Origin of the sequence: Kocuria cellulosilytica (assembly GCF_040981245.1) — a bacterium.
GTDB classification, from domain to species: Bacteria; Actinomycetota; Actinomycetes; order Actinomycetales; family Micrococcaceae; genus Kocuria; species Kocuria cellulosilytica.
Genome location: NZ_JAVFWZ010000003.1, coordinates 419,728 through 442,026 on the forward strand (window position 1 = coordinate 419,728; position 22,299 = coordinate 442,026).

Here is a 22,299-nt window from a genome sequence, read left to right on the forward strand (position 1 = left end):
GTGCCCGGTACCCCCGGGGCCGCGCCCCTCGTGTGCTCCCGCGTCACCGTCACGGCACCCACCACCTTCGGTGAGCTGACCCTGCTGCGGGACCTGGACGTGCGCCTGGACGAGCAGCGGGTGGCCGTGGTCGGGCTCAACGGGTCCGGCAAGTCCACGCTCCTGCGGCTGTTCAACGGCCTGGCCCGCCCGTCGTCGGGCACGGTCACCGTGCACGGCACGGACGTGGCCCGGGACGTGCGCGCGGCCCGGCGGCAGGTGGGCTTCGTGTTCACCGACCCCCTCTCCCAGCTGGTGATGCCGACCCCGGTCGAGGACGTCGAGCTGTCCCTGCGCGGGGCCGGCGTGCCCCGGGGACGACGACGGGGCGCCGCGCTCGAGCTGCTCGAGCGCGTGGGCATCGGCCACCGCGCCGAGCACAGCATCTACGACCTCTCCGGCGGGGAGCGCCAGCTGGCGGCGTTCGCGGCGGTCCTGGCCGTCGAGCCCGCGGTGCTCGTCCTCGACGAGCCCACGACCCTGCTCGACCTGCGCAACCGGGGACGACTCATCCGGCTGCTCGACGGCCTCCCGCACCAGCTGGTCATCGCCACGCACGACCTCGGCCTGGCCGCGACCGCACCCCGCGTACTGGTGCTGCACGAGGGGGCCCTCGTCGCGGACGGTCCCCCCGAGGCGGTCCTGCCCGCCTACGAGCAGTGGTGCGCCCACGGCTTCCCGCAGGAGCTTCGCCCGTGAGCCGGGGGCCGGACCTCTTCGGCAGCTACTCCCCCGGCACGACCCTCCTGCACCGCGCCCCGCTGTGGGCGAAGGGCGTCGGCATCGTCGCCGTGACCCTGGCCGTGGTGCTGTCCCCCTCATGGCCGGTGCCGACCGCGCTGACCGTGCTCCTGCTGGTCGCGGGCTCCGCCGCGGGCATCGGCGCCCGGGAGTGGTGGCGCGGGCTCGCGCCCGCCCTGCCCGTGCTGGTCCTCCTGGCCGTCTACCACGTGCTCACCGCCGGGGCGGCCCAGGCCGCGGACGTGGTGCTGACCATCGTCGTCTTCCTCGTGGTCACTCGGGTGCTGATGCACACCACGCCCCTGCCGGAGCTGCTCGACGGCGTGGTGTGGCTGTGCTCGCCGGTGCGGCTGGTCGGGGCGGACCCGGAGCGCATCGGCCTGGCGATCTCCCTGATGCTGCGCTCGATCCCCTTCATCGTGGGGGCCGTGGGCGAGCTCCGGGACGCCGTGCGGGCCCGTGGCCTGCGCCCCAACCCCGTGCGGCTGGTCACCCCGGCGGTGATCGCCACGGTCGCCTACGCCGAGCGCACCGGCCAGGCCCTCGCCGCCCGCGGCTTCGACTGAACGCAGCGCCGCGACCATGATCAGACGGCTTACACTTCAGCCATGAGTTTCGACGACAGCTCCCAGCTGGACGCCTCACGCGTGGGCAGCGGCGGCGGGCGAGGACGCGGGATCGCCGTGGGCGGCGGGCTCGGCGGCGGCCTGCTGCTGCTCGTCGTGGGCCTGCTGTTCGGCCAGGACGGCATCGACGCCATCACCGGCGGGGGCGGGCAGGACACCGGGTCGCAGACGGCCGTGGAGCAGGAGCGGGCGGAGCGCTGCCAGACGGGTGCGGACGCGAACCAGTACACCGACTGCCGGATGATCGCCACCGCGCAGAGCCTCGACCAGTTCTGGGCGGACTACCTGCCGCAGGCCACGGGCGAGCAGTACGTGATGCCCGGCGTGCAGCTGTTCGAGGGACAGACCAACACGGGCTGCGGCGCCGCGACCTCGGCCGTGGGCCCGTTCTACTGCCCCGCCGACGAGACCGCCTACCTGGACATCGCGTTCTTCGACGAGCTGCAGACCCAGTTCGGCGCCGAGGGCGGCCCGCTGGCCGAGGAGTACGTGCTCGCCCACGAGTTCGGCCACCACATCCAGAACCAGATCGGCACGCTCGGCTACGCCCAGCAGGATCCGCAGGGCCCGGAGTCCGGGGCCGTGCGCGTCGAGCTGCAGGCCGACTGCCTCGCCGGGCTGTGGGCGGGCGGCGCCGCCGGGGACTCCTCCGGGGCCGTGGACCTGGGCGACATCTCCCAGCAGGAGCTCGACCAGGCCCTGGACGCCGCCTCCGCCATCGGTGACGACCGCATCCAGGAGACCACCCAGGGCCGGGTCAGCCCCGAGAACTTCACCCACGGCGCCTCCGCCCAGCGGCAGCTGTGGTTCTACGCGGGCTACCGCACCGGCGACCTCGACGCCTGCGACACCTTCGGCGCCCGGGACCTCAACGCCCCGCCGGCCCTCTCCCCCTGACCCTCGCTCACGCCCCAGCGCCTCCCTGCGCCGAGTCCTCACGCCGGTGCCGCGGGGAACGCCGAGCCCCCACCCCAACGCTCCCCTGGACGCCGAGTCCCCACGGGACTCGCAAATCCCCAACAATCCGCATGGGGAGATGCGAGTCCAGTGGGGACTCGGCGGCGGTCGGCGTAATGGCGGTCCACCCACCTCGGGTTAGCGACACATTGCTAACGTACCCCCATGACCCGAACACGCCACGCGGTGGCCATCTACGCCCGAATCTCCCAGGACCGCTCCGCCCAAGAGCTCGGGGTGACGCGGCAGGTTCAGGACTGCTACGCCGAAGCAAAGCGCCGAGGCTGGACGGTGGCCGATGAGTACGTCGACGACGACCTCTCGGCCTACTCGGGCAAGAAGCGCCCGCAGTATCAGCGGCTGCTGGAGGATGTGAGCCAGGGACGCCGGGACGCGGTGATTGTGTGGCGTCTGGACCGTCTGCACCGTCAGCCGAGGGAGCTGGAGCACTGCGTGGACGTGTGCACCCACGCCGGAGTCGGGGACGTGGTTTCCCTGGCCGGGGAATTCGACTTGGGCAAGAGCGAGGGCCTGTTCACCGCCCGCATCATGGGCGCGGTGGCAGCCGCCGAATCCCAGAGCAAAAGTGAGCGCATCCGGCGCAAGAGCCAGGAAATCGCTGAGGCCGGACGCCCGCACATGGGCGGGCCGCGCCCATTCGGCTTCGAAGCCGACAAGGTGACCCACAATCCGCAGGAGGCCGAGGTCATCCGGGAACTGGCCGCACGAGCGCTGGCCGGGGAAACGCTGACCTCACTGGCCACCTGGTTGCAGGAGACCGGTGTCAAGACCGTCGGCGGCAAGGAGTGGCGCACCACCACTGTCCGGGGTCTGCTGACCAACGGACGGATCTGGGGCATGCGCGCCCACCGCGGTCACATCCTCGGCCCCGGGGTCTGGGAGCCGATCATCAGCGCCGAGCAGGGCGAACGGCTGCGCCGGAAGCTGCTGGACCCGGCACGCCGGACCAATCACAGTGCCCGCCGCTATCTGCTGAGCGGACTCCTGATCTGCGGCAAGTGCGGGAACCGGTTGCACTCCACACCCCGGGGGAAGTACCGCCGCTATGGGTGCCGCAAAGGCGCAGACTCAGCCGGTTGCGGCGGGATCTTCATCTACGCCGACAAGCTCGAGCAGCGCGTGGCAGAGGCTGTGCTGCACCGGTTGGACTCCCCCGTTATGCACCAGGCACTGACCGAGGACGGCATCGACCAAGAACGCGCCCGCGAACTGGCCCAGCAAATCGACGAGGACAAGACCCGCCTGGCCGACCTGGCCACCATGTGGGCCGACGGCGATCTCTCACGCGAGGAATGGACCACGGCCCGGGACCGCGTGAAACCGCGCCTGGACGCGAATCGGCGGGAGTTCGACCGGCTCAACCATCGGGACTCAATAGCCGAGTACATCGGCCACAGCACCGAGCTTCGCACCCAATGGGCGACCCTGAACCTCTCCCGCCAGGTGGCGATCACCGAGGCCCTGCTGACCTCGATCAAGATCCTGCCCGCCACCACCTCAGGACGCCACGGAGTGGACCTGGACCGCGTCGAGCTGGAGTGGCGGCGGTAGGGGTGCCGTGCGGGGCGGTGCGTGCTCGGCGCCGGGGCGCCGTGCGCGCGCTACCGCTCCGCCCGACCTCCTAACAGCGCGCCCACTTCCCGCAGTGTCGTCGGATCAGTGATCTTCTCCGGGACTCCCTGGGCCTCGCAGCTGGCCCGGACCCACGCGACCAACGCCTCCCTGTCGATGTGCTCCGGCATCAGGCGTCCCACTGCGCCCAGATGGCCGGCGGGCCGACCCACGGGTCGACTTCGTCGGAGTTCCACCGCACCGCCGGCGGCGCCCCGAACATCGCGGAGGCTTGCTCAATCACCTCCCCCGGGCTTCTCCCATACAGACGTGTGACCTCCGGTTGAAAGCCCTGGGCGAGGTCGTACCGATGCATACCCGCCGCGCGAGTGGCCGGGTCGGTGAAAGACTTGGTGACGTACTTCGACAGGTAGCGAGCCGCCAGTCGTGCCTCACCCAGCGTCCCAGATCCGACCGGCAGGTCCCCCAGCAGCTTGATGTGCACGTCCCCGGCCCCAGGCCGACTCGATCAGTCGCCGGGGCACGTACCGGCCCACCGCAAAATGCACATGGAAATGCACCCCGTCCTTGTGCAACTCCGGCACCCAGGCATACGGCAGCGGATCACCGCCGAGCTTCTCGCGCATCTGTCGGAAGAACAGCCCGACATGAGCACGCACCAGCCCGGGATCTGAGCACCGTGGATGCCCGTAGGTCAGTGTCCCGAGACGGTTGAGACGATTGGCCGCGCAGTAACGCCGCAATTTCGCCCGGGCACGACGCGCTGCTTCTTCAGCGGCTCGCTCAGGATCGAGTCCATGCCCTGGAGCGACATACGAACGATCGGGTTCTTTGGAGGAGACGAAACAGCCACCGCCCTCCCCCGCTTGGGGGTACAGGGAGAGCGCCCAGGACGCTGGGGAGGAAGCCGTGACGGCAGTGGAGGTGGGGGATGTGGGCATGGGGTACTTCCGTGACAGGAGCCGCTGGGGCTCAGGAATGCCTGCACACATCGCGATTGAACCGAAGGCCACTGGAAACCGACGCAGCCATCACACCGACCGGTCCCTGCCTCAGGGCTGAACTACGGGGGGCGCCCTGATGCCTTCGGGCACGAAGATAGCATGCGAGTGCATCGAGCCAGCGCCGCAGCCCTCACCCACGCCCAACGAGTTACGTTGCTAATTCAAGTCAAGGGGTGGGCGGCTGCGCCGCCCACCAAACGAGCCACGTTCAGACCTCGATTAATCGCCTTTCCACCAAACCTTAACGTCAACTCTTTTGGCGAGAAACGCCAGAAAATTCATGGTGCTCTCATAACTACCCTTACTCGCACGTTCACGAGTGGCCCATATATCGGCTGAGTAATTCGCCAGCCTTTTAGGAAGAGGCCATGGGGCAAGAAGTACTCTTCCTGCACGAAACCCCATTTCGGTCGGTCTAACCTGGCGCTGGTGCTCGCCTTCGTTAATGACTGGCGCCACCTCCTCCACGAGACCGCGCTCGATTAATGCGTCGTCAGTAGGGCTATGAATAGCACCTTCATCCCGCATGGGAATAATGCCCAGGTTATGCACAAAAATGGATAATTCGTGATCCGAAAGTTCATTTAGTATTTCTAGACTGCTCGCCACCTCTTGCTCATCGCTTGGCCAAGATACTAAATCCTGCAGGACACCGCGAGATATACGCGCGACACTTCCCTCCCTGCTGCCGGACTCTCGGTCCAAACGATCACTGTCGGAAGCAACTCTTTCTACAGCTTCCTCAATCAGGCTCTGGCTGACCGGCTCTTCGCCATGCTCCGTGGAGTCTTTGGCATGGGCGGTGGCCGTTCTCAGTGTGGCTATGCGGATAAATTCTTTGTGTTGTGCGCTAACCAACTCGTTCGTACCAGCAATACGCGCACGAGCCTCCGCGAGCATGGATTCAGTGGCTGAGTTAAGTTCTCGCGCCTGCTCTAGCTGCCGGCTACCTTGCCAGGTTTGCACGGTATAAATAATCAGCTGACATACGAACGCAACGATAGCCAGAGACAGTGCTACGGTAGAAAGCCCGTCTGAGCTGGTTACAAACCCAACTACACCAACTGTCGCTAATAGTGCAAAATTTACACCCGCGCTTGTCAAGGCCAAGGTGCGCCATGATGCGCTAAATTGTTCCAACAATTGCCTCCTTATACGTATGCAACCGCGGATTATTTTAATCGCCAATTACAACCCTTAAATACCCGTGACATCGCACGCAACGTCTCGTCCCACGACTGTACTGCCTGAGCGATCGATTTACGGTCAACAAGGCCGACGCCGTATGGCTCTAGGTCCGGATGGCCGCGCATCAGCAGAGTGTCCGTCGACGAGGTCGAGTTGCTACGCAGCGCGCCTTTGGGACCTGCTCACCTGACGCAAAGAGAACGGAGAAGCTAAGTCGTATGTAGGCCTCAATGTAGATGGCTGTCGGCTGCATTAAGCCGCCGTGACGGTTGCTTAGGAACTCACAGGCTTGCCGAGGCCGATCACCCAGGACCGGACAGGACCAACATGCACTTGTTAGGTCTCGCGTCCAGCCAGGCGCGTACCGTCGGGCCCTGTCTCCCCCATGTCACGCAAGCTTTTGTCTATGAGGTTGTCGAGACGGTTTAACGCTTCGGTGTCATATCCACGAGCCTTCATTTCGGCTCTCAATGACTCCCGATCAAGCAGGCCCTGGTGCTGGAGGCCGCCAAGCATCCATCGGATACGTCCCTGAGCCTCGCGGTCACGCCAATCGCGTCCCCCAAACCTGTCTATGAAATCCAATGCACGCTGATAAGGATCCGCCATGAGGAAACCGTATCGCCCTCCTGACGGTGTCCTGGCATCTTGTCGGGTTGCCGAGACAGGTGCACCGTCGGGGGTCAGCGACGGCGACTGTCCCGGACCTGCACGGCCAGGTTCTGCCGACGGACGTCGAAGAGCCCGGTGGCCTCGATGAGGTCGCTGAGCTTGCGGTACCCGTAGTTGCGGGAGTCGAAGGAGGCCTGGTTGCCGATCTGCTGGCCGACCGCGCCGAGGTGCGCCCAGCCGTCGTCGCCGCTGGCGGCGTCCACCGCGCTGCGCAGCATCCGGACCAGCCGCGCGTCCCCGCGCAGCGCCTGCTGCGGGGCGGCCGCCGGCGCCTCCCCGGGCTTCTCCTCGGCGGGCTCCCCCAGGCTCTCCACGTAGGTGAACTGCGAGCAGGCGTTGATGAACGGTTCCGGGGTCTGCCGCTGGCCGAAGCCGTAGACCTTGTGCCCGTCCGTGAGGATCCGCATGACCAGCGGTGTGAAGTCGGCGTCGCTGGAGACGATCGCGAAGCCGTCGACCGATCCGGCGTAGAGGAGGTCCATGGCGTCGATCACCATGGCCATGTCCGAGGCGTTCTTGCCGGTGCTGTAGGCGAACTGCTGGATGGGGCGGATCGCGTACGCGTGCAGCACCGCCTCCCACTGCTGCAGGTGCGGGCTCTTCCAGTTGCCGTAGGCGCGCCGGACGTTCGCGGCGCCGTGGCGGGCCACCTCGGCGAGGACCACGTCGATCTTGGCCGCCGGGGCGTTGTCGGCGTCGATGAGCAGGGCGATGCGCTTTTCGTCGGTGTTCACGCCTCGACTCTGCCACGGACGGGGTCCAGGCGTCCCACGGGACGCGCGGCAGGGCGGGCTCGAGGAACCCGCACGGGGTGCTCCGGAGCAGCGTGCGCAGGACGGGGTGCTCCCGTGCAGGGCACTCAGGAGCGGGGTGCTCAGGCCAGCGAGAGGGCGAAGGACAGCGCGAAGCCCGAGGCGGTGCTCAGCGCCACGGCCGGGCCGCCGTGCTCGTACGCCTCCGGCATCAGGGTGTCGGCCAGGGACGCGATCACGGCGCCGGCGGCGAAGGCCAGCGGCAGGGAGATCGTCTCGGGGTCGCTGCCGGCCAGCGGGCCGGCCCCGACCAGCACGGCCAGCACCAGGAGCACGCCGCAGACCGTCCAGAGCAGCACTGCCTTGCTCCGGGACATGCCCTGTTCGCGCATCGAGGCGGCGCCGACCAGGGACTCGGGCAGGTTGGACACGAAGATGGCCGCGAGCAGCGCCAGCCCGCCCGTCCCCTCGGTGAGCGAGACGCCCAGGGCCACGTTCTCGGGCACGCCGTCGAGGGTGACGGCGGCCAGCAGGGCGAGCCCGGCCCCGCCGCTCGCGGAGGCGGCCGTCGGCGCCTTCCGGTCCGCGGCGGCGTCGGTGTCCAGCTTGGCGCTGCCCTCCTGCTTCTCGGCGTCCTCGGCCCGGGGACCCGGCTGCGCCCAGCGGTCCAGGAGGGCGCTCAGGGCCGTGAAGACCACGGCGCCGGCGAACAGCCCGACGACGGCCAGCGGCAGGCCGCCGCGCTCGTAGGCGTCCTCGAACAGCTCGAAGGCCAGCGCGGTGATGAGGGCGCCGGCGGCGAAGGACAGCAGGATGGCGAGCAGGCGCTTGGGCAGCTCGAAGCGCACCCCGACCAGCGCCCCGATGACGAGGGCGCTCGAGGCGACGATTCCGAAGAGCAGGGTCTGGCCCATGACGGCAGTGTAGGAGCGAGCCCCGGTTCTGCACCCACAATCCGGAAGGTTACTGATGGAGATGTCGGGGCACGGGAGCCGACAGGACCCGGCACGACGACGGCGGCCCGCCCGCCTCGGTGCGAGGTGGGCGGGCCGCCGTCGTGGTGCGGGGACGAGCCGCTCAGATGTTGAAGCCCAGGGCCCGCATCTGGTCGCGGCCGTCCTCGGTGATCCGCTCGGGACCCCACGGCGGCATCCAGACCCAGTTGACGCGCCACTCGTCCACCATCGGGTCGAGGTTCTGCGCGCACTGCTCCTCGATGACGTCCTGCAGCGGGCACGCGGCCGTGGTGAGGGTCATGTCGAGGATCAGGGCGCCGTCCTCGGCCCACTTGGAGCCGTAGAGCAGGCCCAGGTCCACGATGTTGACGCCGAGCTCGGGGTCGATGACGTTCTTGAGCGCCTCCTCGACCTCCTCGGCGGAGGGCCGGCCCGCGGCCGCGGGATCGGCGGTGGTCTCAGCAGGGGTGTCGGCCATCGCTGGCCTCCTTTCGAAAGCTGGTGGGTCGGCTCCGCCTACTTGGCCGGGGCCAGGTAGCGGTCGTAGCCCTCGTTCTCGAGCCGGTCGGCGAGTTCGGGACCGCCCTCGTCCACCACGCGGCCGTCGTGGAACACGTGCACGAACTGCGGCTTGATGTAGCGCAGGATGCGGGTGTAGTGGGTGATGAGCATGATGCCCATGTCGTTGGTCTCCAGGGCGCGGTTGACGCCCTCGGAGACGACCTTGAGCGCGTCCACGTCGAGGCCGGAGTCGGTCTCGTCCAGAAGGGCGATCTTCGGCTTGAGCAGCTCGAGCTGGAGGATCTCGTGGCGCTTCTTCTCGCCGCCGGAGAAGCCCTCGTTGACGTTGCGCTGGATCATGTCGGGGCTGATCTTCAGCTGCTCCATGGCCGCCTTGACGTCCTTGGTCCACGTGCGCAGGGAGGGGGCCTCCCCGTCGATCGCGGTCTTGGCCGTGCGCAGGAAGTTGGAGGTCGTCACGCCGGGGATCTCCACCGGGTACTGCATGGCCAGGAAGAGCCCGGCGCGGGCGCGCTCGTCCACGGACATCTCCAGGACGTTCTCACCGTCCAGGAGCACCTCGCCGGAGTCGACGACGTACTTGGGGTGGCCGGCGATGGTGGAGGCCAGGGTGGACTTGCCGGAGCCGTTGGGCCCCATGATGGCGTGCACCTCACCGGAGCGGATCGTGAGGTCCACGCCCTTGAGGATCGGCTTGGTGGTCTCGTCGTCGAGCACGACGGACGCGTGCAGGTCCTTGATCTCGAGAGTTGCCATGGATGGTTCTCCTGTGGTCGAAAAAAGTCTGTGGTCGAAAAGGGTGCGGTGCGGGAGGGGTCAGTAGTTCGCGGAGGCGAGCTCGTCCTGGACGGCCCCGCGCAGCCGCTCCTCGATGTCCGGGACACCGATCTGCTGGATGATCTCGAAGAGGAACCCGCGGACCACGAGCCGCCGCGCCTCGTCCTCGGGGATGCCCCGGGACATGAGGTAGTACAGGTGCTCGTCGTCCAGCTGCCCCGTGGTGGAGGCGTGGCCGGCACCGGCGATCAGGCCGGTCTCGATCTCCAGGTTCGGCACGGAGTCCATCCGCGGGCCGTCGTTGAGGATGAGGTTGCGGTTGAGCTCGTAGGTGTCGGTGCCCTCCGCGGTGGCGCGGATGAGGACGTCGCCGACCCACACGCCGTGCGCGTTCTCGCCCTGCAGCGCGGACTTGTAGGTCACCCGCGAGGTGCAGTTCGGCTGGGAGTGGTCCACGAACAGCCGGGACTCCAGGTGCTGGCCGGCGTCCACGAAGGTCAGCCCGTACATCTCCACGGACCCCCCCGGGGCGTCGAACCGGGTGGACGGGGTGACGCGCACGAGGTCGCCGCCCAGGGAGACGAGCACGTGCTTGAACGTGGCCGACTTCCCGAGGCGCGCCTGCTGGGAGGAGGCGTGCACGGCGTCGTCGTCCCACTCCTGGAGGGTCACCACGGTCAGGTTCGCGGAGTCGGCGACCCGGAACTCGACGTTCTGCGAGAGCACGGCGGTGCCGTGGTGGCGCAGGACCACGAGGGCCTTGGAGAAGGGCTGGGCGTCGATCACGAGGTGCTGGGCTGCCGGGGCGGCGTCGGTGCCGTGGATGTCGACGACGACCGGCTCGGTCACCTCGGCCTCCTGCGGCACGGTCAGCACGGTGGCCTCGGCGACGCTGCTCCACGCGTTGGCGGAGAGCCGGTCCTCGGGGACGCCGGCGCTGCCGACGCGGGCGTCGTCGCGCCCCACGGTCTCGACGCGCACGGTGTCCGAGTCGACGGTCACCGCGGGCGCCGGGCCGGTGAGGGCGTCGGCGTGCAGTCCCTTGAGGCGCTTCAGCGGGGTGAACCGGAAGTCCTCCTCCTTGCCCGTGAGCTTCGGGAAGTCGGCGACGTCGTAGGACGTGCGCCGCCCGGCACGGGAGGAGTCGGGCACGCCGGAGATGTCGCCGTGGGCGGTGTGCCGCACGAGCGTCTCGGTCTTCGAGTGCTCCGCGGAGAGCGTCTCGCCCTCCACGTCCATGCCCGGGATGGCGACGCGCGCGTCCCCGGTGGGGACCCCGTCGACCTTCTCGCCCAGGTTGTCGTAGGCGTCCTTGGCCGCGCCGACGGCCTTGTCGGCCACCGCGGTGGCCGCGGAGGCGGCGGCCTCCGTGGCGTTGCGAATCGTTTCGTTCAGCTTGGTCATGTCAGCCAACGGATCCTTCCATCTGCAGTTCGATGAGGCGGTTGAGTTCGAGCGCGTACTCCATGGGCAGTTCGCGGGCGATCGGCTCCACGAAGCCGCGCACGATCATCGCCATGGCCTCGTCCTCGGCCATCCCGCGCTGCATGAGGTAGAACAGCTGCTCCTCGGACACGCGCGAGACGGTGGCCTCGTGGCCCATGGTGACGTCGTCCTCGCGGATGTCGACGTACGGGTAGGTGTCGGAGCGGGAGATCGTGTCCACCAGCAGGGCGTCGCAGACCACGTTGGACTTCGAGCCCTTCGCGCCCTCGCGCACCTGCACGAGACCGCGGTAGGCGGCGCGGCCGCCGTTGCGGGCCACGGACTTCGAGACGATCGACGACGACGTGTTCGGCGCGATGTGCACCATCTTGGAGCCGGTGTCCTGGTGCTGTCCCTCGCCGGCGAACGCGATCGAGAGGGTCTCGCCGCGGGCGTGCTCCCCGGTCATGTAGACGGCCGGGTACTTCTGGGTGACCTTCGAGCCGATGTTGCCGTCGATCCACTCCATGGTGGCGCCCTCGTGGGCGATCGCGCGCTTGGTCACGAGGTTGTACACGTTGTTCGACCAGTTCTGGATGGTCGTGTAGCGCACCCGGGCGTTCTTCTTGACGATGATCTCCACCACGGCGGAGTGCAGCGAGTCGGTCTTGTAGATCGGCGCGGTGCAGCCCTCGATGTAGTGGACGTAGGAGTCCTCGTCCGCGATGATCAGCGTCCGCTCGAACTGGCCCATGTTCTCCGTGTTGATCCGGAAGTAGGCCTGCAGCGGGATCTCGACGTGCACGCCCTTGGGGACGTAGACGAAGGAGCCGCCGGACCACACGGCCGTGTTCAGGGACGCGAACTTGTTGTCGCCCACGGGGATGACCGTGCCGAAGTACTCGGCGAAGATCTCCGGGTGCTCCTTGAGCGCGGTGTCGGTGTCGAGGAAGATGACGCCCTGCTCCTCCAGGTCCTCGCGGATCTGGTGGTAGACGACCTCGGACTCGTACTGGGCGGCGACGCCGGAGACGAGCCGGCCGCGCTCGGCCTCGGGGATGCCGAGCTTCTCGTAGGTGTTGCGGATGTCCTCGGGCAGGTCCTCCCAGGTGGCGGCCTGCTTCTCCGTGGAGCGCACGAAGTACTTGATGTTGTCGAAGTCGATGCCGGACAGGTCCGCGCCCCAGGTGGGCATGGGCTTGCGGTCGAAGAACTTCAGGCCCTTCAGCCGCAGGTCGGTCATCCACTGCGGTTCGCTCTTCTTCGCGGAGATGTCCCGGACGACGTCCTCGTCGACCCCGCGGCGCGCGGAGGCGCCGGCGACGTCGGAGTCGGCCCAGCCGTACTCGTAGGTGCCGATGCCCTCGAGCTCCGGGTTCTTCTCCAGGATGTCGGCGATGACAGTGTCGTTGCCGCTGGCGATCTGTTCAGTCATGACGGCCTTCCTCTGTTGTCTGGTCTGTGGTCTGGCCTGTGGTCGGGTCCGCGGGCGCCGCGGCGGGGCGGGCGAGGGGCACGTGCGTGGTGCACACGTGCGCGCCGGCGGCCTGCGTGGAGAGCCGGCGCACGTCGGTGCCGAGCAGCCGGGCGATGAGCTCGGTCTCCAGCTCGCAGAACTGCGGGTAGCGGGCGGCCAGCTCCCGCACGGGGCAGTGCCCCTGGCACAGCTGCGCGGAGACGATGGTGCGGGACTCCCCGCGGCCGACGGCCACCTCGTTGGTGGAGGCCGCGAAGCCGTCCCGGCTGAGCAGCCGCACCAGGACGGGCAGGCGCTCGGCGACCTCGTCGCCGGCGGCCTCGACCTCGGGGCGGTAGGACGCCTCCAGCCGGTTCACCCGGTCCTGGATGAAGGAGCGCACGGCGTCCGGGCCCGCGATGCGGCGGATGGCCTCGAGCGCGTCGGTAGCGATCTCGAGGTAGTCGTCGCCGAGCTTGGCGTGGCCCTCGGGCGCGACGACGTAGCGGCGCGCCGGGCGCCCGGCGCCCCCGCTGGGGCGGCGGACCATGGTGACCTCGATGAAGTGCTGCTGCTCGAGGACGTCCAGGTGCCGGCGCACGGCGGCGGGGGTCAGTTCGAGCATCTCGCCGAGGTCGGCGGCCGAGACCGGGCCGTGCTCCAGGACGGCGCCGAGCACGCGCGAGCGGGTGTTCTCCTCCTGCTCCGCCCGCGGGCCGGAGCGGGGCCCGCTCCGGGTGTCCGTGGTCTGGGTCATGGGTGAACCGTTCGCTTCCTGATCAACGTGGAGTCATCGAGGTGGAGGATGCCGCAGTGGGAGTTCTCGTGGTGCAGCGTGCGACCCGGTCGGGGCGCTCTTAATACACAACCGGAGTATGTCCTAATTCATTCCGGCCTGACCAGTAAGTGGAGCCTTACCGGCCGGTCCGGCGAAATCACGACTTACTCATAATAACCTCCCGGAGCGGCGCGGCCAAGGGGGCGGGTCCGCGGGCGCGCCGCACTACACTGGTCCGGTGCCCGCCCAGAGTCCCCCCGCGCCCTCGCCCGCACTGGCGATCGAGCGCCTCGTCAAGGAGTTCCCCGTCCGCCGCCGCCGCTCCCGGCGCCCCGGCGGGCCGGGGGCCACCCGCGCCGACGTGGTGCACGCCGTCAACGACCTGTCCCTCACGGCGCGGCACGGCGAGATCACGGCGCTCCTCGGGCCCAACGGCGCGGGCAAGACCACCACCCTGGAGTGCGCCCAGGGGCTGCAGCGGCCCTCGGCGGGCTCGGTCCGGCTGCTGGGCCAGGACCCGTGGCGGGCCGGTCCCGCCCTGCGCGCCCGGGTGGGCGTGATGCTCCAGGACGGCGGGCTCCCCCAGGCGGTGCGCCCGCTGGAGCTGCTGCGGCACGTCGCGTCCCTGTACCGCAGTCCCCGGGACATGGACGAGCTCGTGGAGCTGCTCGGCATCAACGGCTTCGACCGCACCGTGGTCCGCCGGCTCTCCGGCGGCCAGCGCCAGCGCGTGGCACTGGCGGCGGCGCTGGCTGGGAACCCGGAGGTCCTCTTCCTCGACGAGCCCTCGGCGGGGATGGACCCGCAGTCCCGCAACATCGTCTTCGACCTCGTCCAGCAGCTGCGCCGCGAGGGCGTGTGCATCATCCTCACCACGCACCTCCTGGACGACGCCCAGCGCCTCGCCGACCAGGTCTACATCGTGGACCACGGCCGGGTCATGGCCCAGGGGTCCGTGGCGGAGCTGGTCGCCCCCGGCGCCGACGCCCCCGCCGTGCTCGTGCTGACGCTGGCCCCCGAGCAGCTCGGCGCGGGGCCGTTCCCGTGGAACGGCCCCGGCTTCGAGGACGTGCGCACGAGCCGCGCCGGCCGCACCGTGACGCTCACCGGCGCGCTCACTCCCCCGATGCTCGAGGCCGTGACCCGGTGGTTCACCGCCACCGGCACGATGCCCGAGTCCCTGTCCCTCCAGCCGCGCACCCTCGAGGACGTCTTCCTCGACATCTCCGGACGGGAGATCCGATGACCGCACCCGCCCCGCCGACCGCCGCGCACCCGGCCCCCGCCCCCCTGGCACGCCGGGTGGCCGCGCAGGCCCGCTACGAGACCCTGACGATGCTGCGCAACGGGGAGCAGCTGCTGCTGCTGCTGATCCTGCCGCTCATGGCGCTCGTGGCCCTGACGCTCACCGACCTGCTCGACGCCGCCGTCCCGGCCGGCGCGGCCCGCGTGGACGTCGCCGTGCCCGGGGTGCTGGCGCTGTGCGTGCTCTCCAACGCGTTCTCGGGGCAGGGCATCCAGACCGGCTTCGACCGCCGCTACGGGGTCCTGCGCTTCCTCTCCACCACACCCCTGGGCCGCGGCGGACTGATCGCCGGGAAGCTGCTGGCGATCGTCGCCGTGCTCGTGGTGCAGTACGTGCTGGTGGCCGCGCTCGGCGTGGCCCTCGGCTGGCGCCCGGACGCGGCCGCCGTGCTCCTCTCCGTGCCGGTCCTGCTCCTCGGCGCCGCGGCGTTCACCGGGCTCGGGCTGCTGCTCGCCGGGACGGTGCGCGCCGAGGCGACCCTCGCCGTGACCAACCTCGTGTGGGTGCTGCTCGCCGCCGTCGGCGGCACCCTCTTCCCCGCCGGCACGCTGCCGGCGGGGTTCTCCTGGGCGGTGGAGCTGCTGCCCTCGGGCGCGCTGGGCACCGCCCTGCGCGAGACTTTCCTCACCGGGACGCCCACGCCGCTGCCGGTGCTGGTGCTCGCCGTCTGGGCCGCCGCCGCCTGGGCCGGGGCGGTGCGCTGGTTCCGCTGGAGCTGAGCCGCCGGCACCGGGCCCCAGGCCCGGAGCAGGCGGCGGGACCCGGGGGTCCCGGGCCCGGATAAACTGGACGGGCAGATCCCACCGCACCGACCCCCTCCGGAAGTGAATTCATGAACCGCGCCAGCGACCCCAGCGACGTCGACGTCCGTGCGAGCGGCAGCGCCCTGCTGCCGACCCGGATCACCCCGTGGGTGCGGTGGCTCGCCGTCGCGTCGCTGCTCGCGAACTCCGTGCTCATCCTCACCGGAGGCCTCGTGCGGCTGACCGGGTCGGGGCTGGGCTGTCCCACCTGGCCCCGGTGCACGGACGAGTCGTGGACGAACACCCCCGAGATGGGCATGCACGGCCTCATCGAGTTCGGCAACCGGCTGCTGACGTTCCTGCTGGCCGCTGTGGCGGTGCTGACGTTCCTGGCCGTGCTCCGGCTGCGCCGCGAGCACCGCGACCTGTTCCGGATCGCCCTGCTGCTGGGGATCGGCATCCCGCTGCAGGCCGTGGTCGGCGGGATCACCGTGCTCACCGGGCTCAACCCCTGGATCGTGGGGATCCACTACCTGATCTCCGGGGCGATGATCGCCCTGGCCACCGTGCTGGTCAACCGCACCCGGCGGCGCTCGCTGCCCGCCGTGCGGGACGCGGAACGGCCCGGCCAGGCCTACGGGCAGCGCCGGACGGTGCGGGTGCTCATGGTGAGCCTGGCGGTGCTCACTGCGCTGATCCTCTACCTGGGCACGCTCGTCACGGGCACCGGCCCGCACGCCGGGGACGACTCCACCGCCCGGCACGCCTTCGACGCCTACCTCATCACCCGGGCCCACGCGGTGCCGGTGTACCTGATCGTGGCGGCCGTGGTGCTGGGCATGGTGCTCGCCCGCCGGCACCGGTGGCCCGTCCCCCTGGCCTCGGGCCTCAACGTCCTGCTGGCCGTCCTGGTCCTGCAGGCGCTCATCGGCTACTACCAGTACTTCAACGGCGTGCCGATCGTGCCGGTGGCGCTGCACCTGGTGGGCTCCGCGGCGCTGATCTGGGCCACCGCGCGCACCGTGGAGAAGGGCTTCGCGGTCACCCGCACCCCGGACCCGGTGCTGCGGGGCGCGGACTCCGCGCACGCCGCAGGGGCCCCGGCCCGGGGCTGAGGCCCGTCAGGCCCGCTCGTCGGGTGCCTCGTCGAGCAGCTCCTCGACCGCCTGGGCCAGGCGCTGCCGGCTGGCCGAGGGGATCGGCAGCAGGGGCCGCCGCGGCGGGGCCGTGGTGACGCCGCACACCTCGGCGAGGGCGTAGAGGGAGCTCAGCGGCCGCTCCTGCCGGAGGATCTCCATCAGCGGGGTCAGCGCCGCCTGCCACGTGCGCACCTCGCCGTCGTCGCCCGCGACGACGGCGGCGCGGAAGGCGGCGTACTGGCGCGGCAGGACCGCGGCGATCCCGGAGTGCCAGGCCGCGGCGTCCGGCGCCGCGTCGTGCAGCAGCCGCTCCCCGCTCACCCCGTGGGCCGTCCCGGGCTCCGCGAGCTCGGCGAACCGGCTGCGCCGGGCGGCGAGGTCCTGCGGGGAGTCCGCGGTGTCCTTGAACGCGTTGACGTTCTCCAGCCAGGACAGCTCCGCGGCGAGCTCCACGGGGTACGTGAAGCCCGTCGTCGTCGGGTTGTTGTAGATGCACAGCGGCAGGGACACGGACGCCGCCACCGTCTCGACCTGGTCCGCGATCTCCTGGGAGACGAGCGGGATGTACGACAGCGGGTTGAGCACGAGCCCGTCCGCGCCGCCGTTCTCGGCGGCGTAGGCCATCTCCAGGACCTCCCGGGTGGTCATCGCGGAGATCCCCGCCCCCACCGGCACCCCGGAGCCGCGGGCGGCCTCCACGGCGACGCCCACGACCTCGGCCCGCTCCTCCCCGGAGAGGTAGGCGAAGCTGCCCGAGCTGCCCAGGACCACCACGGCGTCCACGCCCGTGCGGACCAGCCGGCCGACATAGCGCTCGAAGGACTCCAGGTCCAGGCGGCCGCCCTGCTGGAACGGGGTGATGGGGTAGGCGACGAGCCCGGTGAAGGTCATGCTGAGCATGGAACCATCCTAGGTCCGGCGGGTCCCCGGGCCGGACGGGGCCGCCCCGGGCCCGTCCGGACCCGGCGGGCTCAGAGGACGGGACCGCCCACGAACGGATCCACGGCGAGGGCCAGGAACACGAAGGTGATGTAGGCGATGGAGCCGTGGAAGACGTACATGGCCTGCTTGTCCGTGGGCCGGCCGGCCACCGCGAGCGCGTGCAGCTTGTGGCTGTGCCCCACGAACCACGCGCCCGAGGCCAGCGCGGTCACCGCGTAGACCCAGCCGGCGCCGCCGACGGGGACGAGCAGCAGCGAGCAGACCACCGTGGCCCACGCGTAGAGGACCACCTGGCTGCCCACGGTGCGGGCCCCGGCCACGGCGCCCAGCATCGGGACCCCGGCGCGGGAGTAGTCGTCGGCGTACTTCATGGACAGCGGCCAGTAGTGCGGCGGGGTCCACAGGAAGATGAAGAGGAAAAGCACGAGCGCGGGCCAGTCGAGGCCGCCCGTGACCGCGGCCCACCCGATGAGCACCGGCATGCACCCCGCGACCCCGCCCCAGACGATGTTCTGGGCGGTGCGGCGCTTGAGCACGATGGAGTAGAAGACCGCGTAGAGGAAGATGGCCACCGCGCCCAGGACACCGGCGAGCACGTTGACGCCGAGGGTGAGCCAGGCGACGGACACGGCCGTGAGCGACCACGCGAAGACGAGGGCCTCGCGGTCGGTGACCTCCCCGGTGACCAGCGGGCGCTTGGCCGTGCGCTTCATCACCCGGTCCTCGTCCCGGTCGATGTAGCAGTTGAAGGCGCCGGCCGCGCCCGCCGCGAGCGTGCCGCCCACGAGGGTGTTGAGGATGAGCCACAGGTCGGGCATGCCCTGCTGGGCGAAGATCATGGTCGGCACGGTGGCCACGAGCAGGAGCTCGATGATGCGCGGCTTCATCAGGGCCACGTACGCCCGCAGCTTGCGGGAGGCCGTCATCCGTCCCTCGGGGCGGGGGTCCACCGCCACACCCGTGTGCCCGGTGCCGAGGACGGTTCGTCCTGCGGGTCCCGACGTCTCGAGTGAGTTCACAGAATCATTGCTCCCGGTTGCGGTGGTTCTCCCCCGGCTCCGTGCGCGAGGACGGCCCGGAGTCGGTGCGTCGCCGGCACGAGGGTGCGGTCGGCGCGGCAGCTCGCGGGCGCGGAAGAAGGTCCTATACAGCATAGCGCGTGGCGGCGCCCGTTCCCGCTCCGGACATGACGGGAAGGGCGCCCCGGGACCCCCGGGGCCGGTGCCGTCGGTCACACGGCCGAAATGCGCGTGACCTAAGCTGGACCCAAACCGCCGGCCGGCAACCGGCACCCGCTGCGCACGGCAGCGGTTCCCAGCAGAAAGGGCCCCGAACCTTGACGACCGAACTCGATCAGAAGCTGACCTGGACCGAGCAGGACCAGCGCGCCGTGGACACGGTGCGGGTGCTGGCCGCGGACGCGGTGGAGAAGGTGGGCAACGGCCACCCGGGCACGGCGATGTCCCTGGCCCCGGCCGCGTACCTGCTGTTCCAGAAGGTGATGCGCCACGACCCGCGTGATGACCGGTGGACGGGCCGGGACCGGTTCATCCTCTCCCCCGGGCACACCTCCCTGACCCTGTACCTGCAGCTCTTCCTCTCCGGCTACGGCATGGAGCTGGAGGACATCAAGTCCCTGCGCACCTGGGGGTCCAAGACCCCGGGCCACCCCGAGTACCGGCACACCACCGGGGTGGAGATCACCACCGGCCCGCTGGGTCAGGGCCTGGCCTCGGCGGTGGGCTTCGCCTACGCCCAGCGCTACACCCGCGGGATGTTCGACCCCGACGCTGCCGCCGGGGAGTCGGTCTTCGACCACATGGTCTACGTGATCGCCTCCGACGGCGACCTCCAGGAGGGGATCACCTCCGAGGCGTCCTCGCTGGCCGGGGTGCAGGAACTGGGCAACCTCGTGGTGATCTACGACCAGAACCACATCTCCATCGAGGACGACACCGACGTGGCCTTCACCGAGGACGTCGCGGCCCGCTACGAGGCCTACGGCTGGCACGTGGCCCGGGTGGACTGGACGAGGACCGGGGACTACGTCGAGGACGTCGAGGAGCTCTACGCGGCGATCCGGGCGGCCAAGGCCGAGACCACCAAGCCCTCGCTGATCGCCCTGCGCACCATCATCGGGTACCCCGCACCGAAGAAGCAGAACACCGGCGGGATCCACGGCTCCAAGCTCGGGGCCGAGGAGGTCGCCGAGACCAAGAAGATCCTCGGCTTCGACCCCGAGCAGACCTTCCAGGTGGAGGAGGAGGTCCTCGCCCACACCCGCTCCATTCAGGACACGATGGGCGAGGTCCGGGCGCAGTGGGAGCAGGACTTCGCCGCCTGGCGGGAGGCCAACCCGGAGCGGGCGGGGCTCTACGACCGGATCCGCGCCGAGGAGCTGCCCGAGAACTACGCGCAGGCGTTCCCGACCTTCGAGGCCGGTAAGGACGTGGCCACCCGGGCGGCGTCGGGCAAGGTGATCAACGCGATCGCGGCGACCTTCCCCGAACTGTGGGGCGGCTCCGCGGACCTGGCCGGCTCCAACAACACCACCATCGAGTCCGCGGCCTCCTTCATCCCCGAGGCCCGCTCCACCGAGAAGTGGACCGGCAACCCCTACGGGCGGGTGCTGCACTTCGGGATCCGCGAGCACGCCGCGGCGGCGATCGTCAACGGCATCACCATGTCCTCCCAGACCCGGGCGTTCTCCGGGACGTTCCTGATCTTCTCCGACTACCAGCGCCCGGCCGTGCGCCTGGGCGCGCTGATGAAGGTCCCCTCGATCTACGTGTGGACCCACGACTCCATCGGCCTCGGCGAGGACGGTCCCACCCACCAGCCGGTGGAGCAGCTGTCCTCCCTGCGCGCCATCCCGGGCCTGGACGTGGTGCGTCCGGCCGACGCCAACGAGACCGCCATCGCCTGGCGGACGATGCTGGAGAACCGGCACGGCCCGGCCGGGATCGCCCTGACCCGCCAGAACGTGCCCACTTTCGCCCGCACCGACCTGCACCCCGAGGCGGAGGGGGAAAAGTTCGCCTCCGCCGAGGGCACGGCCCGCGGCGGCTACGTCCTGGCCGACACCGAGTCCACCCCGGACGTGATCCTCATCGGCACCGGCTCCGAGGTCGCCCTGGCCGTGGAGGCCCGGAACCAGCTCGCCGCCCAGGGCGTGGCCGCCCGGGTCGTGTCCATGCCCTGCCGGGAGTGGTTCGACGCCCAGGACGCCGACTACCGCGAGTCCGTGCTCCCGGCGGCCGTGAAGGCCCGAGTGTCCGTGGAGGCCGGGATCGCCATGTCCTGGCGCGACCTGATCGGCGACGCCGGCCGCGCCGTGTCCCTGGAGCACTTCGGGGAGTCCGCCGACTACGAGACCCTCTACCGCGAGTTCGGCATCACCGCCGAGGCCGTCACCGCCGCCGCCCAGGACTCCCTCGCCGCGGCACGGACCTCCACCCCGGCGAACCGCTGAGCAGCGGCGCGCACCGACCGACCACCTGCCCCCGAGCACGAGGACTGACACGCACATGACCACTCCCACCCAGCAGCTCTCCGACGCCGGCGTCTCGATCTGGCTCGACGACCTCTCCCGCGAACGCCTGACCTCCGGCGGGCTGCAGCAGCTGATCGACGAGAAGAACGTCGTCGGCGTGACCACGAACCCCACGATCTTCGCCGCCGCCCTGGCCGCCCACGACGCCTACGAGGACCAGGTCCGCGAGCTCGCCGCCGCCGGCACCGACGTGGACGAGGCCGTGCTGGCCATCACCACCGACGACGTCCGCGCGGCCTGCGACCTCTTCGCCCCGATCGCCGAGACCACCCAGGGCGTGGACGGGCGGGTGTCCATCGAGGTGGACCCGCGCCTGGCCCAGGACGCCGACGCCACCTCCGCCATGGCCCAGCGCCTGTCCCAGACCATCGACCGGGACAACGCGCTGATCAAGATCCCCGCCACCGAGGCGGGCCTGCCCTCGATCACCGCGACCATCGCCGAGGGGATCTCCGTCAACGTGACGCTGATCTTCTCCCTCGAGCGCTACCGCGCGGTCATCAACGCCTACCAGCTGGGCCTGGAGCAGGCGCTGGAGAACGGCAAGGACCTGGCCGGGATCCACTCCGTGGCCTCCTTCTTCGTCTCACGGGTGGACTCCGAGGTCGACAAGCGCCTCGACGCGATCGGCACCGACGAGGCCAAGCAGCTCAAGAGCCAGGCCGGGCTGGCCAACGCCCGGCTCGCCTACCAGATCCACGAGCAGTCCCTGGACACCGAGCGCTGGGAGCGGCTGGCCGCGGCCGGGGCGAACCCGCAGCGCCCGCTGTGGGCCTCCACCGGGGTGAAGGACCCGTCCCTGCCCGACACCCTGTACGTGACCGGGCTGGTGGCCCCCAACACGGTCAACACCATGCCGGAGAAGACCCTCGAGGCCACCTTCGACCACGCCGAGGTCACCGGGGACACCGTCACCGGCACCTACGCGGAGTCCAACGAGCTCCTGGACCGGATCGCCGGCGTGGGGATCTCCTACGACGAGGTCGTCGAGAAGCTCGAGGCGGAGGGGCTCACCAAGTTCGAGGACTCCTGGGCGGAGCTGCTCGACACCGTGCGCGCCGCCCTCGACAACGCCCGCTGAGCCCGCACCGTCCCGATCCGAGTTCCGTCCGTGCTGCCCGACCCGAAGG

21 protein-coding genes are annotated in these 22,299 nt (G+C 70.1%); 9 read left to right on the forward strand and 12 right to left on the reverse strand.

Annotation, left to right across the window (positions count from 1 at the left end; genetic code table 11):
* From RCG67_RS07080 to RCG67_RS07095, 4 genes are all read left to right on the forward strand, one after another.
* Positions 1-738, forward strand: a complete 738-nt coding sequence (locus RCG67_RS07080) for an energy-coupling factor ABC transporter ATP-binding protein (RefSeq protein ID WP_368825455.1) — start codon at positions 1-3, stop codon at positions 736-738.
* Positions 735-1,346: an energy-coupling factor transporter transmembrane component T family protein gene (locus RCG67_RS07085; protein ID WP_368825456.1), complete on the forward strand. Its 612-nt coding sequence runs from the start codon at positions 735-737 to the stop codon at positions 1,344-1,346. The genes RCG67_RS07080 and RCG67_RS07085 overlap by 4 nt, the downstream gene beginning before the upstream one ends.
* Positions 1,347-1,388: 42 nt before the next feature.
* Positions 1,389-2,303, forward strand: coding sequence for a KPN_02809 family neutral zinc metallopeptidase (ypfJ, locus tag RCG67_RS07090; protein WP_368825457.1), 915 nt, complete (start codon positions 1,389-1,391; stop codon positions 2,301-2,303).
* 225 nt (positions 2,304-2,528) lie between these two features.
* Positions 2,529-3,935, forward strand: coding sequence for a recombinase family protein (locus tag RCG67_RS07095; protein WP_368825458.1), 1,407 nt, complete (start codon positions 2,529-2,531; stop codon positions 3,933-3,935).
* 190 nt (positions 3,936-4,125) lie between these two features.
* Here RCG67_RS07095 and RCG67_RS07100 read toward each other — a convergent pair whose 3' ends face one another.
* From RCG67_RS07100 to RCG67_RS07140, 10 genes are all read right to left on the reverse strand, one after another.
* A complete protein-coding gene (locus RCG67_RS07100) occupies positions 4,126-4,440 on the reverse strand; it encodes a hypothetical protein (RefSeq protein WP_368825459.1) in 315 nt (104 codons plus the stop codon).
* Positions 4,388-4,948: a rolling circle replication-associated protein gene (locus tag RCG67_RS17625; protein WP_438612648.1), complete on the reverse strand. Its 561-nt coding sequence runs from the start codon at positions 4,946-4,948 to the stop codon at positions 4,388-4,390. The genes RCG67_RS07100 and RCG67_RS17625 overlap by 53 nt, the downstream gene beginning before the upstream one ends.
* Positions 4,949-5,179: 231 nt before the next feature.
* Positions 5,180-6,100, reverse strand: a complete 921-nt coding sequence (locus RCG67_RS07105) for a hypothetical protein (protein ID WP_368825461.1) — start codon at positions 6,098-6,100, stop codon at positions 5,180-5,182.
* A gap of 731 nt (positions 6,101-6,831) precedes the next feature.
* Positions 6,832-7,554 carry an NYN domain-containing protein gene (locus RCG67_RS07110; protein ID WP_368825462.1) on the reverse strand — a complete coding sequence of 241 codons (723 nt, stop codon included), beginning with the start codon at positions 7,552-7,554 and terminating at the stop codon, positions 6,832-6,834.
* A gap of 140 nt (positions 7,555-7,694) precedes the next feature.
* Positions 7,695-8,486, reverse strand: a complete 792-nt coding sequence (locus RCG67_RS07115) for a ZIP family metal transporter (RefSeq protein WP_368825463.1) — start codon at positions 8,484-8,486, stop codon at positions 7,695-7,697.
* A 163-nt stretch (positions 8,487-8,649) separates the two neighbouring features.
* Positions 8,650-9,006 (reverse strand): metal-sulfur cluster assembly factor, encoded by a 357-nt coding sequence (locus tag RCG67_RS07120; RefSeq protein ID WP_058874544.1) that lies wholly within the window; start codon positions 9,004-9,006, stop codon positions 8,650-8,652.
* Positions 9,007-9,044: 38 nt separating this feature from the next.
* The gene (gene sufC / locus RCG67_RS07125; RefSeq protein WP_368825464.1) at positions 9,045-9,806 is read right to left on the reverse strand and encodes a Fe-S cluster assembly ATPase SufC; all 762 of its coding nucleotides are present in this window, start codon (positions 9,804-9,806) and stop codon (positions 9,045-9,047) included.
* 60 nt (positions 9,807-9,866) lie between these two features.
* On the reverse strand, positions 9,867-11,066 hold the full coding sequence (gene sufD / locus RCG67_RS07130; RefSeq protein WP_368825564.1) for a Fe-S cluster assembly protein SufD: 1,200 nt from the start codon (positions 11,064-11,066) through the stop codon (positions 9,867-9,869).
* 166 nt (positions 11,067-11,232) lie between these two features.
* Complete coding sequence (sufB, locus tag RCG67_RS07135) at positions 11,233-12,687, reverse strand: Fe-S cluster assembly protein SufB (RefSeq protein ID WP_368825465.1); 1,455 nt, start codon at positions 12,685-12,687, stop codon at positions 11,233-11,235.
* Positions 12,680-13,465: a helix-turn-helix transcriptional regulator gene (locus tag RCG67_RS07140; protein WP_368825466.1), complete on the reverse strand. Its 786-nt coding sequence runs from the start codon at positions 13,463-13,465 to the stop codon at positions 12,680-12,682. The genes sufB and RCG67_RS07140 overlap by 8 nt, the downstream gene beginning before the upstream one ends.
* A 259-nt stretch (positions 13,466-13,724) precedes the next feature.
* Between RCG67_RS07140 and RCG67_RS07145 the strand changes: the two genes are divergently transcribed.
* From RCG67_RS07145 to RCG67_RS07155, 3 genes are all read left to right on the forward strand, one after another.
* Entirely contained in the window at positions 13,725-14,732 is a 1,008-nt protein-coding gene (locus RCG67_RS07145; protein ID WP_368825467.1) for an ABC transporter ATP-binding protein, read from the forward strand.
* A complete protein-coding gene (locus RCG67_RS07150; protein WP_368825468.1) occupies positions 14,729-15,511 on the forward strand; it encodes an ABC transporter permease in 783 nt (260 codons plus the stop codon). Before RCG67_RS07145 ends, RCG67_RS07150 begins: the two co-directional genes overlap by 4 nt.
* A 113-nt stretch (positions 15,512-15,624) precedes the next feature.
* Entirely contained in the window at positions 15,625-16,650 is a 1,026-nt protein-coding gene (locus RCG67_RS07155) for a COX15/CtaA family protein (protein WP_368825469.1), read from the forward strand.
* Positions 16,651-16,656: 6 nt separating this feature from the next.
* Here RCG67_RS07155 and RCG67_RS07160 read toward each other — a convergent pair whose 3' ends face one another.
* Both RCG67_RS07160 and RCG67_RS07165 read right to left on the reverse strand, forming a co-directional pair.
* Positions 16,657-17,574 (reverse strand): dihydrodipicolinate synthase family protein, encoded by a 918-nt coding sequence (locus RCG67_RS07160; RefSeq protein ID WP_368825470.1) that lies wholly within the window; start codon positions 17,572-17,574, stop codon positions 16,657-16,659.
* Between the two features lie 71 nt (positions 17,575-17,645).
* Positions 17,646-18,542: a heme o synthase gene (locus RCG67_RS07165; RefSeq protein WP_368825565.1), complete on the reverse strand. Its 897-nt coding sequence runs from the start codon at positions 18,540-18,542 to the stop codon at positions 17,646-17,648.
* 410 nt (positions 18,543-18,952) lie between these two features.
* On the opposite strand from RCG67_RS07165, the gene tkt reads away from it, so the two are divergent.
* Positions 18,953-21,088 carry a transketolase gene (gene tkt / locus RCG67_RS07170; protein WP_368825471.1) on the forward strand — a complete coding sequence of 712 codons (2,136 nt, stop codon included), beginning with the start codon at positions 18,953-18,955 and terminating at the stop codon, positions 21,086-21,088.
* Between the two features lie 55 nt (positions 21,089-21,143).
* Positions 21,144-22,250 carry a transaldolase gene (tal, locus tag RCG67_RS07175; RefSeq protein WP_368825472.1) on the forward strand — a complete coding sequence of 369 codons (1,107 nt, stop codon included), beginning with the start codon at positions 21,144-21,146 and terminating at the stop codon, positions 22,248-22,250.
* Positions 22,251-22,299: the final 49 nt, after the last annotated feature.

Bases quoted from the DNA above. Each gene is read 5' to 3' on its own strand.
- ypfJ (WP_368825457.1), top strand. From the start codon at position 1,389: ATGAGTTTCGACGACAGCTCCCAGCTGGACGCCTCACGCGTGGGCAGC.
- RCG67_RS07095 (WP_368825458.1), top strand. From the start codon at position 2,529: ATGACCCGAACACGCCACGCGGTGGCCATCTACGCCCGAATCTCCCAG.
- RCG67_RS17625 (WP_438612648.1), bottom strand. From the start codon at position 4,948: ATGTGTGCAGGCATTCCTGAGCCCCAGCGGCTCCTGTCACGGAAGTAC.
- RCG67_RS07115 (WP_368825463.1), bottom strand. From the start codon at position 8,486: ATGGGCCAGACCCTGCTCTTCGGAATCGTCGCCTCGAGCGCCCTCGTC.
- RCG67_RS07120 (WP_058874544.1), bottom strand. From the start codon at position 9,006: ATGGCCGACACCCCTGCTGAGACCACCGCCGATCCCGCGGCCGCGGGC.
- sufC (WP_368825464.1), bottom strand. From the start codon at position 9,806: ATGGCAACTCTCGAGATCAAGGACCTGCACGCGTCCGTCGTGCTCGAC.
- sufD (WP_368825564.1), bottom strand. From the start codon at position 11,066: ATGGACGTGGAGGGCGAGACGCTCTCCGCGGAGCACTCGAAGACCGAG.
- sufB (WP_368825465.1), bottom strand. From the start codon at position 12,687: ATGACTGAACAGATCGCCAGCGGCAACGACACTGTCATCGCCGACATC.
- RCG67_RS07140 (WP_368825466.1), bottom strand. From the start codon at position 13,465: ATGACCCAGACCACGGACACCCGGAGCGGGCCCCGCTCCGGCCCGCGG.
- RCG67_RS07150 (WP_368825468.1), top strand. From the start codon at position 14,729: ATGACCGCACCCGCCCCGCCGACCGCCGCGCACCCGGCCCCCGCCCCC.
- RCG67_RS07155 (WP_368825469.1), top strand. From the start codon at position 15,625: ATGAACCGCGCCAGCGACCCCAGCGACGTCGACGTCCGTGCGAGCGGC.
- RCG67_RS07160 (WP_368825470.1), bottom strand. From the start codon at position 17,574: ATGCTCAGCATGACCTTCACCGGGCTCGTCGCCTACCCCATCACCCCG.
- RCG67_RS07165 (WP_368825565.1), bottom strand. From the start codon at position 18,542: ATGACGGCCTCCCGCAAGCTGCGGGCGTACGTGGCCCTGATGAAGCCG.
- tal (WP_368825472.1), top strand. From the start codon at position 21,144: ATGACCACTCCCACCCAGCAGCTCTCCGACGCCGGCGTCTCGATCTGG.